Annotated in this window: 16 protein-coding genes; 8 read left to right on the top strand and 8 right to left on the bottom strand. The window is 66.9% G+C overall.

Features of this window, described 5'->3' with window-relative positions; translation table 11 throughout:
• Positions 1-59: 59 nt before the first annotated feature.
• From ACQY72_RS14390 to ACQY72_RS14380, 3 genes are all read right to left on the bottom strand, one after another.
• Positions 60-1,088, bottom strand: a complete 1,029-nt coding sequence (locus ACQY72_RS14390; RefSeq protein ID WP_428156719.1) for an alpha/beta fold hydrolase — start codon at positions 1,086-1,088, stop codon at positions 60-62.
• 17 nt (positions 1,089-1,105) lie between these two features.
• On the bottom strand, positions 1,106-1,678 hold the full coding sequence (locus tag ACQY72_RS14385) for a uracil-DNA glycosylase family protein (RefSeq protein WP_428154407.1): 573 nt from the start codon (positions 1,676-1,678) through the stop codon (positions 1,106-1,108).
• Positions 1,679-1,872: 194 nt separating this feature from the next.
• Positions 1,873-2,178 (bottom strand): DUF3253 domain-containing protein, encoded by a 306-nt coding sequence (locus ACQY72_RS14380; protein ID WP_428154406.1) that lies wholly within the window; start codon positions 2,176-2,178, stop codon positions 1,873-1,875.
• Positions 2,179-2,225: 47 nt separating this feature from the next.
• Here ACQY72_RS14380 and ACQY72_RS14375 point away from each other — a divergent pair, with 47 nt between their 5' ends.
• Genes ACQY72_RS14375 through ACQY72_RS14365 form a run of 3 tightly spaced genes read left to right on the top strand, consistent with a single transcriptional unit; the run spans position 2,226 to position 4,312 of the window.
• Positions 2,226-2,657: a PaaI family thioesterase gene (locus ACQY72_RS14375; RefSeq protein WP_346493918.1), complete on the top strand. Its 432-nt coding sequence runs from the start codon at positions 2,226-2,228 to the stop codon at positions 2,655-2,657.
• A complete protein-coding gene (locus ACQY72_RS14370; RefSeq protein WP_428154405.1) occupies positions 2,654-3,160 on the top strand; it encodes a MarR family winged helix-turn-helix transcriptional regulator in 507 nt (168 codons plus the stop codon). The genes ACQY72_RS14375 and ACQY72_RS14370 overlap by 4 nt, the downstream gene beginning before the upstream one ends.
• A 42-nt stretch (positions 3,161-3,202) precedes the next feature.
• Positions 3,203-4,312, top strand: a complete 1,110-nt coding sequence (locus ACQY72_RS14365; protein ID WP_428154404.1) for a dipeptidase — start codon at positions 3,203-3,205, stop codon at positions 4,310-4,312.
• Positions 4,313-4,332: 20 nt separating this feature from the next.
• Here the strand turns inward: ACQY72_RS14365 and ACQY72_RS14360 are convergent, their stop codons facing one another.
• Together ACQY72_RS14360 and ACQY72_RS14355 are read right to left on the bottom strand one after the other, a co-directional pair.
• Positions 4,333-5,604 carry a NupC/NupG family nucleoside CNT transporter gene (locus ACQY72_RS14360; RefSeq protein ID WP_428154403.1) on the bottom strand — a complete coding sequence of 424 codons (1,272 nt, stop codon included), beginning with the start codon at positions 5,602-5,604 and terminating at the stop codon, positions 4,333-4,335.
• A 130-nt stretch (positions 5,605-5,734) separates the two neighbouring features.
• Positions 5,735-6,613 carry a branched-chain amino acid aminotransferase gene (locus tag ACQY72_RS14355; protein WP_428154402.1) on the bottom strand — a complete coding sequence of 293 codons (879 nt, stop codon included), beginning with the start codon at positions 6,611-6,613 and terminating at the stop codon, positions 5,735-5,737.
• A gap of 88 nt (positions 6,614-6,701) precedes the next feature.
• Between ACQY72_RS14355 and ACQY72_RS14350 the strand changes: the two genes are divergently transcribed.
• From ACQY72_RS14350 to ACQY72_RS14340, 3 genes are all read left to right on the top strand, one after another.
• Entirely contained in the window at positions 6,702-7,433 is a 732-nt protein-coding gene (locus ACQY72_RS14350; RefSeq protein WP_428156718.1) for a response regulator, read from the top strand.
• Positions 7,434-7,437: 4 nt separating this feature from the next.
• Positions 7,438-8,805 (top strand): ATP-binding protein, encoded by a 1,368-nt coding sequence (locus ACQY72_RS14345; RefSeq protein ID WP_428154400.1) that lies wholly within the window; start codon positions 7,438-7,440, stop codon positions 8,803-8,805.
• Between the two features lie 86 nt (positions 8,806-8,891).
• Entirely contained in the window at positions 8,892-9,368 is a 477-nt protein-coding gene (locus tag ACQY72_RS14340) for a hypothetical protein (RefSeq protein ID WP_428154399.1), read from the top strand.
• Here the strand turns inward: ACQY72_RS14340 and ACQY72_RS14335 are convergent.
• The 3 genes from ACQY72_RS14335 to ACQY72_RS14325 all read right to left on the bottom strand — a co-directional run bounded on the left by ACQY72_RS14335 (position 9,365) and on the right by ACQY72_RS14325 (position 11,026).
• Positions 9,365-10,159 carry a pyrroline-5-carboxylate reductase family protein gene (locus tag ACQY72_RS14335; RefSeq protein ID WP_428154398.1) on the bottom strand — a complete coding sequence of 265 codons (795 nt, stop codon included), beginning with the start codon at positions 10,157-10,159 and terminating at the stop codon, positions 9,365-9,367. The genes ACQY72_RS14340 and ACQY72_RS14335 overlap by 4 nt on opposite strands.
• Complete coding sequence (locus ACQY72_RS14330) at positions 10,159-10,662, bottom strand: YbjN domain-containing protein (RefSeq protein ID WP_087119719.1); 504 nt, start codon at positions 10,660-10,662, stop codon at positions 10,159-10,161. Before ACQY72_RS14330 ends, ACQY72_RS14335 begins: the two co-directional genes overlap by 1 nt.
• A gap of 76 nt (positions 10,663-10,738) precedes the next feature.
• Positions 10,739-11,026: an accessory factor UbiK family protein gene (locus ACQY72_RS14325; RefSeq protein ID WP_428154396.1), complete on the bottom strand. Its 288-nt coding sequence runs from the start codon at positions 11,024-11,026 to the stop codon at positions 10,739-10,741.
• 174 nt (positions 11,027-11,200) lie between these two features.
• Here ACQY72_RS14325 and lgt point away from each other — a divergent pair, with 174 nt between their 5' ends.
• Positions 11,201-12,076 carry a prolipoprotein diacylglyceryl transferase gene (gene lgt / locus ACQY72_RS14320; RefSeq protein WP_428154395.1) on the top strand — a complete coding sequence of 292 codons (876 nt, stop codon included), beginning with the start codon at positions 11,201-11,203 and terminating at the stop codon, positions 12,074-12,076.
• The gene (locus ACQY72_RS14315) at positions 12,073-13,158 is read left to right on the top strand and encodes a class I SAM-dependent methyltransferase (RefSeq protein ID WP_428154394.1); all 1,086 of its coding nucleotides are present in this window, start codon (positions 12,073-12,075) and stop codon (positions 13,156-13,158) included. The genes lgt and ACQY72_RS14315 overlap by 4 nt, the downstream gene beginning before the upstream one ends.
• The last annotated feature ends 1 nt before the right edge of the window (position 13,159 follow it).

Raw genomic sequence — 13,159 nt, 5'->3', positions numbered from 1 at the left:
CAAACGCCCCGCTAGGCAGAAAATGCCGCCTTGATGGTAAACGTCGCGTTAAGAGACGTTTACGGGCGCGCCGAAGATCGGGTTTCCAACTGCGGCAGCACCGCCGGCGCGCCTGACGGCAGGGCCGCCTTTGGGTCCTTCAGCCACGACACCACGTCGCGATAGACGATCTCGGCGTCCAGATCGCGGTTCAGCAGATGCCAGCCATTCGGATACCAGGCCGTGCGCAACGTGCCGCCTTCAGCCTCGGCCCGTCGCAAGGCCAACCGCATCGGCCCCCTCTTCACCACCTCGTCGTGGGCGCCGTACATCAGGATGGCGTCGCCCCGGATGCGGCCCAGGCTGCGCGACGAGGTCTCCATCAGATCGACCAGCCCATAGACGGTGTCGAACCGGGTCGCGAGAATGCTCATCGGGTCGCGCCCGTTGCGGATCAGCTCCAGCGTATTGGACGAGGCGTGAATATCGCGCGTGATGAACTCGGGCGGCTCCAGCGCCACGTCGCCCAGGGCGCGAGCGGCGATATTCAGCGCCGCGCTGTTCAGCGGCCCTTGCGTGGACCAGCCCCAGACGCCGGGCGCCAGCAGCACCACCCGATCCGCATCGGGCGGATTGTCAGAACCAAAGGCCGCCGCCGTCACCGACCCGCCCATGCTCTCGCCCACCACCGCGATGACGGCGTTGGGATAGCGGGCGCGGGCCATGGCCGTGATCTCGCGAAGGTCGTCGGTCATTCTCTGTTCGCCGGCCCACTCGCCCCGCCCCGGCGATGCGCCGAACCCGCGCTGGTCGTATGACCAGGTCTCGATCCCCTGCTCGGCCCACCATGGGCCGGCCAGACGGAAGCTGGCGTCGTGGTCGTTCATGCCGTGCAGCGCCACGATCACCGCCCAGGGCGTGCGATCCGTCGGCCCCCAGCGCAGATAGGGCAGTCGCGCCCCGTCCGACATGACCAAGGCGCGATCCTCGACATGAGCGCCCGCAAACCCTGGCGGCGGCGTCAAAGGCGGCTGAATATAGGGCGTGGCGCAGGCGGACAGGGCGAGCACAGCCGCCAGCGGGATCAACTTGGAGAAATGCAAAACCATCGGCCCCACGCATCGCCTCATGAAAGAACTTGGTCCCCGCCTTCGCGAGGACGAGCGGTCGCAGAACTCAGGATAGAACGCACCCGTTCCCGCAGATAAGGAACCACCTCGGCCTCGAACCACGGGTTCTTCCTCAGCCAGGCCGTATTGCGCCAGGACGGATGCGGAAGCACCACCAAGTCGGGCGCATACTCCCGCCACGCCTGCACCGTCTCGGTCATGTTTCGCTTGACCCGATCGCCCAGCGCCCAGGCCTGGGCATAACCGCCGACAAGCAATGTCAGCTCCATCTGCGGCAGGGCCTCCAGCAACTGCGGTCGCCACAGGTCCGCACACCGCGTCGGCGGCGGATAGTCCCCACCCTTAGGCGCCGTCCCCGGATAGCAGAAGGCCTGTGCCGCCACGCCGATGCGACGTTCGGCGTAGAAGGTGTCGTAGTCCACGCCCATCCAGTCGCGCAGCCGGTCCCCCGATGGATCGGTGAACGGCAGGCCGCTTTCGTGCACCCGCCGCCCCGGCGCCTGGCCGCAGATCAGCAGCCGCGTCTCGGGAAACACCCGCACCACCGGACGCGGCGTGTGCGGCAACACGCCCGCACAAGCGCGACAGGCGCGGATGTCGCTCAGGACCTCTTCGAGATTTCCCCCGATCCGCTCATCCCCGCGAAAGCGGGGACCCAGATCTTTGGGCGCTCCCCTTTCGCCGATTTTCAGCGATATCGATCCCAAACGCCTTGCCTCACGAAAGGACTGGGTCCCCGCTTTCGCGGGGATGAGCGGAGCGCTTAATCCTCGATGTCGTCTTTGGCTGCGGGCGGACGGCGGCTCAGAGCCTGGGCCGTCTCTTCCTCGGTCGCCTGACGCAGACGCGTTACGCCGCGGACGTGGTCTGGATCGACCGGCTTGCCCTTCTTGGTGATGGTCAGCTTGCCCTGGCGCATCAGGCTCAGCGCGATGGCGCGGACCTTGGGCAGCATGCGCTGCCATTGCTCCGGCTGTAGCTCTTTGGCCACTTCGGCGGGCTCAATGCTCTTGCCGGGCTCAAGCGCGGCGATTTTGTTCAGGATTGCGGTTTCGATCGGATCGCTCATTGCGCCTATATGCTGCAACGCACGCCCATAAGTAAGGCCAAGTCTGCATGCCCAAGAAAATCACCATCACCGAGGGCGAGTTCGCCGGCTGGCAGACCTACGATCTGCACGACACCTTCGACACCGTCGTCGGCCCCTTCTACGGGCGGCCCGACCCCGACGGACACATGCGCTGCGCCTTCCGCGCCGAGCAGAAGCACATGAACGCGGGCGGCCGGATGCACGGCGGCTGTCTGATGACCTTCGCCGACATCGCCATGTTCCAGATCGCCTATCAGGAGATGGAGGGCGCCTCGGGCGTCACGGTCCAGCTGGATTCGACCTTCATCGACGGCGGCTATGTCGGCGAACTGATCGAAGCGACGGGCCAGGTCACCAAGGCGGGCAAAAGCCTTATCTTCGTGCGCGGCCAGATCAACACCGGCGACCGCCTGCTGATGACCTTCTCCGGCGTCATCCGCAAGTTCACGCCACGGTGACCGACTACAGCCGCAGTTTCGGCGGTGCAGCCCTCGGCGCACGCCTGCGCCGGGCGTCCGAACGCATCGATCGGGACGGCACGCGGGTCTATGCGGCCCAGGGCATAGAGTTTGAGCAGCGCTGGTACGGCATCCTGCGCCAGTTGGTCGAACACGACCGGCCCATGGGGGTGGGCGAGATCGCCGCCATCCTGCGCATCACCCACGCCTCGGTCAGCGAGGCCAGTCGCTCGATGGAGAAACGCGGCCTGGTCGAGTCCGCGGCCGCCCCCGAGGACGGCCGCCGACGCCTGTTGCGTCTGACGACTGCCGGTAAGGCCTTGGCGGCCGAACTGACGCCTTTGTGGAAAGCCTTCAGCGACGCGGCGGTGGAGTTGAACGCCGAAGCGGGCGATCTGGTGGATCTGCTCGACCGTCTGGACGACGCCCTGGACCGCCGATCCATGTTCGACCGGATCCTGTCCAAAATTTCACTGGACCCGAAAGCGCCCGAAGACGAATAGGTAGGCCCCTACATACATTCATCCAAGGCGGAGCCTGCAGCCATGATCATTACGCGTCGCCTCCTGTTAGGCGCAGCCGCCGCCTCGTCCGTCACGGCCTGTGCGGGCCTGCCCCGCCCCTCGACCGTGGACGCCGCGCGCGTCTATCGCGACGCCATCGTGATCAACGGCAACCTGGTTCTGCCGATCGATCCCGACACGCCTCTGGACCAGGAGACGCGCGACATCATCAAGGCGTCGGGCCTGACAGCGGCTAAATTGACCATCGGCGGATCCGGCGGCGAGACACGGGCCGAAACCGCAGCCTCCATCGCCGTCATCGACAAGACCGTGGCGCTGAACCCCGACATCTACATGAAGATCACCTCGACGGCGGACTTCGCGCGCGCCAAGGCGGCCGGCAAGCTGGGCATCATCTATTCGTTCGAAGCGGCCGAAATGCTGGAGGGCGACATCGACGCCATCGACCAGTTCAGCGCCGCCGGCGTTCTGGTGATGGGCCTGAGTTACAACCTGACCACCCCCTTCGCCTCGGGCACGATGTCGCCGACCTCCACAGGCCTCACGGATCTGGGCCACGAGGCGGTGGCTCGCATGAACGCCCGTGGCGTAGCCATCGACGTCAGCCACAGCGACGAACTGTCCAGCCTCGGCGCCATTTCAGCCTCGACCAAACCCGTCCTCATCACCCATGCCGGCGCCAGCATCGTCCACGCTCATCCGCGCAACAAGTCCGACCGGCTGATGCGCGCCCTGGCCCTGGGCGGCGGCGTCATGGGCATCTACGAACTCAGCTATCTGACGACCGCACCGGCCCAGCCCTCGCTCGATGTCTATTTCGCCCACCTGACCCACGCCCTGGAAATCTGCGGCGAGGACCATGTCGGGATCGGCAGCGACGCCCTGCTGTGGCCGTTCGACACCTCGCCTGAAAGCATGGCCCAGTGGAACCAGAGCCTGGAACAGCGAAAGGCCTCAGGCGTCGCCGCGCCGGGCGAAGGGCCGCCGCCGTTTGTGACGGGACTGAACCGCCCCGACCGATGCGCCGTCATCGCCGACGGCCTGGCCAAACGAGGCTATCGCGCCCGGAGCATCGACAAGATTCTGGGCGGCAACTTCCAGCGCGTCTTCGCCGAGACCTGGACGGCCTGAGGCCGCCCGGCCGTGTTCGATCAGCCGAACACGGCCGCCGGCATGACCCCGACGATGGCCGCGCTCATGGCCGTGGCCATGAAGCCGGCAAACAAGGCCTTCCAGATCAGGCCCAGCACCTCTTCGCGCCGTTCGGGCATCAGCACCGAAAGGCCGGTCACGGTGATGCCGACCGAGCCGATGTTGGCGAAACCGCACAGGGCGTATGTCATCAGCATCCGGGTGCGCTCGCTCATGGCGTCGGCGGGGATCTTGCCCAGGTCGATGAAGGCCACGAACTCGGTCAGGGCCAGTTTGACGCCCAGCAGCCAGCCAGCGGTGCCTGCCTCGCGCGCATCGACGCCGATCAGCCAGGCCAGCGGCGTCAGCAGGACACCCAGGATACGCTCGACCGTCAGCGGCTCGCCGAAGACGATAAAGCCGCCCAGCATGACGTTGACCAGGGCCACCAGGGCCACGAAGACGATCAGCACCGCCGAGATGTTCAGCACCACCATCAGGCCGTCCGACGTGCCCTTGGAAATGGCGTCGATGGCGCTGTCGTATTTCAGGGCCGAGTCGTAGCTGATCGACTGGGCGGCTTCCTTGTTGGGTTCCGGCACCATGATCCGCGCCAGCAGCACGCCGGCCGGGGCCGAGACGATGGAGGCCACCAGCACGTGGCCGGCGGCGTTGGGCAGGGTCTGCGACAGGATGCTGGCGTAGGCGACCATGGTCGAACCGGCTACCGTCGCCAGGCCCACGGTCATCATCAGGAAGATTTCGGACCGGCTCAGCTTGTCCAGATAGGCCTTGATGACGATCGGGCTTTCGATGGTGCCCAAGAAGATGTTGGCCGCCACCGCCAGGGCCGAGGCGCCGCCCAGGCCCATGGTGCGCTGGAACAGCAGGCCAAAGCCGCGGATCAGCCACTTCAGGATCTTCCAGTGCCACAGCAGCGCCGACAGGGCCGAAATGACCATGATCAGCGGCAGGACGTTGAAGGCGAAGGTGAACAGGGCGCCTTCGTTCTGCACCGCATAGGGCTGATCGCCCCCGCCCAGATAGCCGAACACGAACCGCGTCCCCTGCGCTGTTGCGACCGCCAGTCCGTCGATGGCGCCCGTCACGGCCGTCAGGACCGCGCGAGATCCCGGAATGGCGAACAGGGCCAGGACCAGACCGGCCTGAACCAGCACGGCGCCGATCGCCAGCTTCCACGGGAAGACGCGGCGGTTCTCGGAGAACGCCCAGCAGATGGCGACGATGACGACCAGGCCGAACAGGCTCTGGAGGTTCAGCAGACTGAACATGAAAGACGATCCCCGTATCCGGCGCGCCCGCCGGTCTTCATTCGCTTCAAGGACAAAGCAGCGCGGCTGGCAAGCGAAACGAAAAAGGGCGGCCCCTGGGGACCGCCCTCATCATGCCGTCGCGACCGGATCAGAGCTGGCCGCGCACCAGCTTGCCGTAGTGGTCCATCAGGTCCAGCGACAGGGCGCCCGGCGTGAAGCGATACTCGCCAACCTCAGCGACCGGGGTCACCTCTACGGCCGTGCCGGTCAGGAAGCACTCCGAGAAGTCCGACAGTTCTTCCGGCTTGATCTCGCGCACCACGACCTCGATGCCCTTTTCGCGGGCGATCTCGATCACCGTCTGACGGGTGATGCCGTCCAGAATGTGCTCGACGTTCGGCGTGTGGATGACGCCGTCCTTGACGAAGAAGACGTTGGCGCCGGTCGCCTCGGCGACATAGCCGCGCCAATCCAGCATCAGGGCGTCGGCGAAACCGTTACGCTCGGCCGTGTTCTTGGACATGGTGCAGATCATGTAGAGACCCGCCGCCTTGGCCGTCGTCGGCGCCGTCGCCGGATCGGGGCGACGCCACTTGGCCCATTCCAGTCTCAGGCCGCGCGCCTTGACCTCGGGGTCGAAATAGCTGGGCCAGTCCCACACGGCGATGGCCAGATGGACCTTGTTGTTCAGCGCCGAAACGCTGGTCTGTTCCGGGCCGAGGTAGGCGACGGGACGCACGTAGCAGTCCGTCAGGCCGTTCTTGGCGCAGGTTTCCTTACAGAAGGCGTCGATTTCAGCGACGCTGTAGGGTATCTCGAAGTCGAGCAGGTTGGCGGACCGCTTCAGGCGCTCGGAATGCTGCGTCAGCTTGAAGATTTCGCCGGCGTACATACGCTCACCCTCGAAGACCGACGAGCCATAGTGCAGGGCATGGGTCAGAACGTGCGTTTTCGCTTCCCTCCAGGGGACGAAATCGCCATTCACCCAGATCCAGCCGTCACGATCGTCGAAAGGAACGAAGGCCATTGAAATACGTCTCCCGCGAAATTGACGGTGTTAGAGCCTCACGAATCGCTCAGGTCAACGCCCGCAGCGGGGGAAACGTCGCATGAGCATGACGGAATCGCGCTCGAACGGCCGTTCGGGCCCCATTGCCGGCCCCGGCGTGGGCCGCCATCTGCTGATCGTCGACGATGACGATCGCATCCGCGAGCTGTTGAAGGAATTCCTGGCGCGCGAAGGCTACCGGGTCACCGGCGCCGCCCACGCGGCCGCAGCCAAGCGGATGATGGAGCTGATCGAGTTCGATCTGGTCGTGCTGGACGTCATGATGCCGGGCGAAAGCGGGCTGGACCTGACCAGCTGGGTTCGCGGCAAGGCCGAACTGTCCAAGACGCCGGTGCTGCTGCTGACGGCGCGCGGCGATCCCGAGGACCGGATCGAGGGCCTGTCGCGCGGCGCCGACGACTATATGTCCAAGCCGTTCGAACCGCGCGAGCTGGTGCTGCGCATCGACGCCATCCTGCGCCGCACCGGCGGCAAGCCGATCGGTCCCAAGGAGATCAAGCTGGGTACCGCCGTCTTCGACATGGAACGGCTGGAGCTGATCCGTGACGGCGCGCCTCAACGCCTGACCGAGGCCGAGGCGCAACTGCTCAAGACCCTGGCCCTGCACGCCCACGCTCCGGTCGAACGGATGAGCCTGTCGCCCGACACCGCCGACATCACCGGCCGCGCCGTGGACGTTCAGGTCACGCGCCTGCGCCGCAAGCTGGAGGTCGACCCCAAGAACCCGCGCTATCTCCAGACGGTGCGCGGCGTCGGCTATATGCTGGCGCCCGACTGATCCGATGCGGCTGCTGCCCGCCTATCTGTGGCCGCGGTTCCTGAAGCGGCGCCTGCCGACCTCGCTGTGGGGCCGGTCGCTGCTGATCATCGTCCTGCCGGTGCTGGTCATGCAGATGGCGGTGACCTGGGTCTTCTTCGACGCCCACTGGCAGACCGTGACCGCGCGCCTGTCCGAAGGCCTGGCCGGCGACATCGCCTGGGCCGTCGAAAGCTATGAGGATGATCCCAGCCCGGCCAATCTGGAAAAGCTGGCCAATCGCGCCGAGCGGTCGATGTCCCTGTCCATCGTGCTTCAGGAAGGCCGCACCCTGCCGACGGAAGAGCGGCGCGGGGCCATCGGCGTGGTGGACCGGGTGCTGGACAAGGCCTTGGACGCTCGTGTGGACCGCCCCTACTGGTTCGACACCACCCGCTACCCCGCCTATGTCGACATTCAGGTGCAGGAGCCGCAGGGCGTACTTCGCATCATCGCCCCGCGCGAACGCGCCGTGGCGACCCAGGCCCACATCTTCGTCCTGTGGCTGGCGGTGGCGACCGTCCTGCTGATGGGCGTGGCCATCCTGTTCATCCGCAACCAGGTCCGCGCCATCGAGCGGCTGGCCGACGCGGCAGAGGCCTTTGGGCGCGGCGAGACCGTGCCCCGGTTCAAGCCGCATGGCGCACGCGAAGTGCGCGCCGCGGCCGTCGCCTTCATGGCCATGCGCGACCGCATCCAGCGCCACATCGACCAGCGCACCGCCCTGCTCGCCTCGGTCAGCCACGACCTGCGCACGCCCCTGACCCGTCTTCGTCTCGAACTGGCCCTGGCCCCGCCGTTCAAGCGCCAGGCCGCCATGCGCGGCGACCTGGACGAGATGGAGCATATGATCGACGAATATCTCGACTTCGCCCGGGGCGAGGCCGGCGAACCGCCCAAGCCGGTGTCGATCTCCGACCTGCTCAAGGCGGCCGGCGAAGACGCCCGGCGTGTGGGCGCCGAGGTCCAGGTCCTGGTCCCCGAGGGCATGACGGCGTCCGTGCGTCCCCTCGCCTTCAAGCGCGCCCTGGTGAACCTGGCCGGCAACGCCGCCTCGCACGGCGAACATGTGCGGCTGTCGGGCCGGGCCCTGGCGTCCGGCGGGCTGGAGATCATCGTCGAGGACGACGGGCCGGGCATCCCCGAGGCCATGTATGACGAGGCCTTCCGCCCCTTCTCGCGCCTGGACGAGTCTCGCAATCAGAACCGCAAGGGCGTCGGCCTGGGCCTGGCCATCGCCCGCGATGTGGCGCGCGGTCACGGCGGCGACGTCACCCTGGACCGGAGCGACCTCGGCGGGCTGAAGGCCACGATCCGCGTGCCGGGAACCGTCACGGTCGCCGAGATCGCCTGAGGCCTTTCAGCTTTCGTCGGTCGGGGGCTGGCGAAACGGCCTCGCAAGGGTCATCTTGGTTCCGACAGGGCTTGGAGATGAACTCGATGCGTAGACTTGCCTTCTTTGCACCCTTGGCCGCGACCCTCGCAGCCGCCGCCATGGCCCAGGCGCAGGCCCCGACCGTGAACGTCTCGGTCGGCCCGGAACTTCAGCGTCAGGTCGAAAAGCTCGGCGACCGCGAGGTCAACGAACAAATCGCCAGCCTTCAGGCCGAGGTCGGCAAGGCGTTGGAGCAAGGCTACCCCGGCGCCACGGCCAATCTGATCCTGACCGACCTGAAGCCGAACCGCCCGACCTGGGAGCAGGTGCGCCAGACGCCGGGCCTCGACCCCATCAACAGCGTCTCGATCGGCGGCGCGGCGATCAAGGGTGAGATCGTCACGGCGGACGGCCAGACCTTGCCGGTGAACTATTCCTACTTCTCGCCCAACCTCGCCGATGTCTGGGGCTACAGCGTCTGGCGCGACGCAGACCGCGCCTTCGAGCGCTTCGGCAATCAGATCGAGCGCGGGCGCTTCTAACCCATTTCGCGGTTGCGTTTGACCGCCGCCGCGACCGTCTCGTCCAGCATCGCCGTCAGGCGGCCGTCCTTCGCCATGGCGTCCAGCCCGGCGCGGGTCGAGCCGCCGGGAGAGGCGATCCGGCCGATCAGGGCGTCCAGCCCATCTTCCCCCATCGAATCCGCTGCGGACCTGAGCGTCGCGCGCGCCAGCACGTCCGCCGTCGCCGCATCCAGCCCCGCCGTCTCTCCGGCCCGCGCCAGGGCTTCGGTGAAGGCGTAGAAATAGGCCGCGCCCGATCCGGCCACCGCCGTCGCCGCATCCATCAGGGCCTCGTCGGCCAGCACCACGGTCTCGGCCATCGGCTCGAACAGCGCCCGCCCGATGTCCTCGGCTCGCGCATCCGCCGACCAGACCGAGGCCACGCCGCGTCCGCGCGACACACCCGTCGTCGGCATCACCCGCACGATGGGCCAGCCACCGATTCCCTCGGCCAACGTCGGCGCGGTCACGCCCGCCATCACCGACAGGATCACGGTCCGGTCGTTCAGGAACGGCGCCAGCGGGGCCATCACCTCACGCCACAGCGCCGGCTTGACAGCTAGCACGATGACAGCGGCCTCGGTCAGCGTCTCCAACGGGGGATTGATCCGCGCGCCCTTTACCCGCGCCGCCTCGGCGGTCGGCTTTTCTGACGGACTGAGGATGATCAGGTCGGACGCCGCCACCGTCGCGGTCAGCAGCCAGCCTTCCAGAATGGCGGATCCCAGCCGGCCGCAACCGACCAGGACGACGGGACCGAAACCGGCCATCAGGCAGTGCCGACGGTCTCGAACAGGCAGGCGTCGATCGCCTCCTGCGGCTTCTTGTTCCCGCGCACCATGAAGTCGAAGGCGGGGTAGTAGCGGTCTGAGGCCTCGATGGCCGCGTCGATCATGGACGCAGCCTGGGCCAGGGTCGGGCGCTCGCCCATCGGCAGGGCCAGCGAGTGACGGAAGACGATCTCGCCATCCTCGGCCCAGACCTCGAAATGGCCCATCCAGGTGCGCTGGTTGATCAGGCCGACCAGTTCATAGGCGGCGGTCTTGCGGCTCTTGGCCACCTTCAGGTCCAGCGCGCAGCACAGCTGAAGGCAGTCGCCCTCGGGCCGCCAGGCGAACCACAGCTCATAATCCTTCCAGTCGCCGGCTAAGGCGAATGCCAGGTCGCCGTCATCGGTGCGGTCGAACGGAAGATTCTCGGCCGTAAGAACATGCTCGACGACCTCAAGCGGGTCGAAGGGCACGTCCATCTCCTCTGGCCGGGCGATATCCATCAATTGTCTCGATTCGAGCTGCATCCGCGAGAATCGCGGGCGTTAACAGAACGGTAAGCCTGTTCGCAGATTCGGCTCAACCGGCTGCGTCCCCGGGTTGAGTTCCATCTGTGGACGTTCCCTTCGCAGGCTTTGCGGCCGGCTTTTTTGCTGCCTTAAGCTCCGCGATCTCGGCCCGCAGGGCGGCGATCTCGTCTTTCAGCACATCGAATTCGTCGCGGCGGACCAGGTCCATCTCGGCGGCGATCCGGTCGGCCTGGGCGCGCCAGGCGGTCTTGGCCTCTTCGCCTGCGGCCTGGGCCAGGCCCATGGCGCCGGTCGTCAGCTTGGCGAACTCGTCCAGGATGGGATTGCGGGTCTGCATGGCGGCTCCGACCTCAACGTCGTTAACGAAGGTTCACCGACTATGGTGAACGAAACCTTTCTTTCTGCTGCTTCGCGGATGCCATCAAGGCGTTGTTATTCGTCTTCACAGGCGACGGACGCAGCGACGCTTGCTAAACCGCCCTTCAGAGACTGCCCTTCACAGGAACGCCCCTTGCCCTTTCCCGAATTCGATCCGGTTCTGATCCACCTCGGACCGCTTCCGATCCGCTGGTACGCCTTGGCCTATGTGGCGGGCATCGTGCTGGGCTGGTGGTATGCCGCACGCTTGGCCAAGACCCAGCGACTGTGGGCGCCGGGCAAGCCGCCCGTCACCACGACGCAGCTGGACGACCTGGTGCTGTGGATCGTCCTGGGCATCATCCTGGGCGGCCGGCTCGGCTATGCCCTCTTCTACAAGCCGGCCATGTACGGCCAGCTGTTCACCGGCCAGACCCTGGGCGAACGGTTCGAACTGTTCCAGCTCTGGACCGGCGGCATGAGCTTCCACGGCGGCTTCCTGGGCGTGGTCGTGGCCATCGCCCTGTATGCCCGCTCGCAGAAGATCGACATGCTGCGCCTCGGCGACATGGTCGCTCCTGTGGTGCCCATCGGCCTGATGTTCGGCCGCCTGGCCAACTTCATCAATGGCGAGCTGTGGGGCCGCGAGACGACCGTTCCATGGGCCGTGCGCTTCTGCAACGCCCGCATCGAACAGATGTACGGCTTCTGCCCCGCCGGCGACGCGCCCCGCCACCCCAGTCAGCTCTATGAGGCCGGGCTGGAAGGGATCGTCCTGTTATCCATCCTGTCCATTGCGATCTGGAAGTTCGACCTGCTCAAGAAGCCCGGCTACATCACCGGCCTGTTCCTGGTCGGCTACGGCGTCTGCCGCGCCGCGCTGGAGAATGTGCGCGAGCCTGACTTCGGCATGCCCGACTTCCCGCTGGGCCTGACCATGGGGATGATGCTGTCGATCCCGATGATCCTGGTCGGCGCCTGGCTGATCTGGCGCGCATGGAAGCGTCCGCCAGTCGCCGCCGAGGCATGAGCGAGGCGCAAACCCTCAAGTCCCGTCTGGCGCGAGAGATCGCCCTGACGGGTCCGATGACGGTCGCCGACTACGTCACCCGCTGCCTGCACGATCCCAAGGGCGGCTACTATGCCTCGCGTCCTGACCTGGGCGCACGCGGCGACTTCATCACCGCACCCCTGGTTAGCCAGATGTTCGGCGAACTGATCGGCCTGTGGGCGGTCGAGACCTGGAACCGCCTGGGCGCACCCGAACGCTTCCGCCTGGTCGAGGTCGGTCCCGGCGACGGCACATTGATGAGCGACGCCCTGCGGGCCGCTCGCCTGGTCCCCGGCTTCCTGGAAGCCTGCGACCTGATCCTGATCGAACCCAGCGCTCCCTTGCGCGATCTTCAGGCCAAGGCCCTGGCCGGCGCTGACCTGTCGCCCCGCTGGGTGCGCGACCTGACGCGGATCGAAACCGACGCCCCCGTCATCCTGATCGCCAACGAGGTGCTGGACTGCATGCCCGCGCGTCAGTTCGTGCGCACCGACGGCGGCTGGGCCGAACGCCGCATCGGCGTCACCGACGACGGCGACCTGATCTTCGGCCTCACCGCCATCTCCGGCGGCTTCCACAAGCCCGATTTCGACATTGCGCCGGGCGGCATCCTCGAAATCTCGGAGCAGCAGGCCCTCTTCGGCCGCGACCTGGGCCTGTTGATGAAGGCCGCTTCGGGCGCCGCCCTGCTGATCGACTACGGCCGCGCCCGGCCCGAGGCTGGCGACACCCTCCAGGCCCTGCGTCGCCACCAGAAGGTCGATCCCCTGTCGACGCCGGGCGAGGCCGACCTGACCCAATGGGCCGACTTCCCCCTGGTCATGGAGGCCGCTGTTCGCACCGGCGCCGACGTCACCGGCTGCCTGCCCCAGGGCGAGTTCCTGCGCCTGCTGGGCATCCAGGCCCGCGCCGAGGCGCTGACGACCAGCCGGCCCGAAGCCGCCGCCGTCATCGCGCGCCAGCTGGACCGGCTAACCGGCGACGATCAGATGGGACGCCTGTTCAAGGCCGCCGCGATCTTTGCGCCCCGATCCCTGATCGTGCCCGGCTGGGACGCGTGAT

Source organism: Brevundimonas sp., assembly GCF_965279155.1.
Lineage (GTDB): Bacteria > Pseudomonadota > Alphaproteobacteria > Caulobacterales > Caulobacteraceae > Brevundimonas.
Note: the sequence above shows the minus strand (reverse complement) of the source record. Positions and strands in the feature narration are given on the sequence as shown.